Origin of the sequence: Saccharomonospora saliphila YIM 90502, from assembly GCF_000383795.1 — a bacterium.
GTDB lineage: Bacteria > Actinomycetota > Actinomycetes > Mycobacteriales > Pseudonocardiaceae > Saccharomonospora > Saccharomonospora saliphila.
In genome coordinates this window covers 1-2180 of the sequence record NZ_KB912725.1, presented here as the reverse complement: position 1 = coordinate 2180, position 2180 = coordinate 1, and the positions used below count along the sequence as shown (strand labels likewise).

The window sequence follows — 2180 nt, the reverse complement described above, 5'->3', positions numbered from 1 at the left end:
GTCACCCGACGCGGACGCCGCATGGCCGCACTCGGGCTGCATCCCCGATTGGCTCGCGCGCTGCTCGACGGCGCCGACAGAGCGGGACGCCGCACCGCCGCCGAGGTCGTCGCCCTGCTCGACGACGACAGCCTCGCCCGGCACGCCGATCTGGCCACGGCCCTGAGGACGCTGCGCGGCAACGGCCCCGGTGCGGGGCGCTGGCGACGCGAGGTGCGCCGCCTGGAGAGGCTGGTGCCCGATCCGCCGGACCCGCCGGATGCCGGGGACGAAGCACTGGTCGTGGCCCTGGCCCACCCCGAGCGCGTCGCCCGCAGACGGGCGCCGCGCTCCCGCGCCTATCTGATGAGTGGCGGGACGGCGGTGGAGGTGCCGCGTTCTGAGGTGGTCGAGGACTCCTCGGGGATGCCCACCTCGGAGGGGCTGGCGGGGTCGGAGTGGCTGGCGGTCGCGGTAGCCGAACGGGAACCCGGCCGTGCGCACGGGTTCGTCCGGCTCGCCGCGCGTGCCGATCAACGCCTCGCCGAACAGGCCGCCGCCGGGATGTCGTCGGTGACCGACGAGATCGATTGGCACGACGGTGACGTGCGGGCACGCACGGTCAGCAGGCTGGGCGCGATCGTGCTTTCCGAGAAAGCAGTGGCCCAGGCCCCGGCCGGGGCGGTGCGTGCTGCGCTGCTTGACGGGCTGGCCACCGAGGGAACCGGCTTGCTGTGCTGGGACGCCGACGCCCACCAGCTCCGGCACCGGCTGGGGTTCCTGCACCGCGTCATCGGCCCACCGTGGCGCGCTACCACCGAGTCCGCCCTGCTCGCCGCGGCCGAGGAGTGGCTGGAACCGGAGCTGTCCGCCGCGCGCGGCCGCGCCGACCTCGCACGCATCGACGCCGGGCAGGCGCTGCGACGCCTGTTGCCGTGGCCAGAAGCCTCACGACTGGACGAACTCGCCCCGCCCCACATCGAGGTCCCCTCCGGCGCGCACGTGCGGGTGGACTACGAGCCGGACCAGCCTGCCTTGCCCGTACGGGTGCAGGAGGTGTTCGGCTGGACCAGCGTGCCCACGGTCGGCGGCGGCCGGGTGCCGGTGGTGCTGCGGCTGCTCGACCCGGCCGGACGTCCCGCGGCGGTGACCGGCGACCTCGCCTCGTTCTGGCGGAACGGGTACCGGCAGGTGCGTGCCGAACTGCGCGGCCGGTACCCCAAACACGCCTGGCCGGACGACCCGCTCACCGCGACGCCGAGCCGCCCCGGAAGGCGGTGACCAACGGAGGTGTCCCGGGCTGCTGGGACAGCGGCGCCGCTGGGTAATCACCGACGGGACCAACGGCGTCAACCGGAAAGAGCGCGACGATGGCCAATCCGACGATCAAGGACCGGCATCCCCCGGTGACTCCGGCCGGGCAGGGCAAGGGCGCCTGGCTCGCGATTCTGGAACAAGGCGCGAACCTGCTTCAGGAGACCACGCCACTGCGGGGTTTCGACGTCTACGTGGTGGGCTTCCACTGCGCCAAGGGCGAGCCGGGAATGCAGATGGAGGCGCACCACTACTGCCGCGTGGTCAACGACGACCTGCTGCAGTGCGTGATCTTCGACGGCAACACCCGCGAGGCGAACCTGATCGGTATCGAATACATCGTCTCCGAGGGCCTGTTCGACTCGCTGCCGGAAGAGGAGAAAGACTACTGGCACCCGCACAACTACGAGGTCCTGTCCGGTCAGCTGGTCGCCCCCGGACTGCCGGACGCGGCGGAGAAGGCGTTTCTCCGGCTGTTGCTGAACAGCTACGGCAAGACGTGGCACACCTGGCACACCGGCCGCCACGACGGGGAGCCCGGCACGGCCGTGCCGCTGGGAGCGCCGACACTGATGTGGTCGTTCAACCGTGATGGTGAGTGCGAGCAGTCCCTCGAACACGACCGGAACACGGCCATGAACCTGGACACGGCGGCCAAACACGAACAACGGCGCTCCTTCGCCGAGTTCGCACACCCCCAGCGCGGTGTCGACGCGATGGCCGACGACTTCGACGGCACCACGACACCGATCCCGGGCGTGGTCGACGTGCGCCACAGCGGGTCCCCCTCCCGGTGAGCAGACCTCGAGCGGCCCCGGACCGGCGCCGCCGCTGAGCCTGCGGCGGGTGGTGCCCGACCCGGCCGCGTGGGCTGGGTCGGCGAGCTG

Annotated in this window: 2 protein-coding genes; both read left to right on the top strand. The window is 72.2% G+C overall.

Annotation, left to right across the window (positions count from 1 at the left end; all coding sequences use genetic code 11):
* Window positions 1-1260: ATP-dependent helicase C-terminal domain-containing protein (locus tag SACSA_RS0118755; RefSeq protein WP_028662038.1), on the top strand; the 1260-nt coding region annotated here is incomplete at its 5' end.
* Window positions 1261-1349: 89 nt separating this feature from the next.
* On the top strand, window positions 1350-2090 hold the full coding sequence (locus SACSA_RS0118750) for an OBAP family protein (RefSeq protein WP_019819254.1): 741 nt from the start codon (window positions 1350-1352) through the stop codon (window positions 2088-2090).
* The last annotated feature ends 90 nt before the right edge of the window (window positions 2091-2180 follow it).

Excerpts from the sequence above, each read along its gene's own strand:
- SACSA_RS0118750 (WP_019819254.1), top strand. The coding sequence starts at position 1,350 with ATGGCCAATCCGACGATCAAGGACCGGCATCCCCCGGTGACTCCGGCC.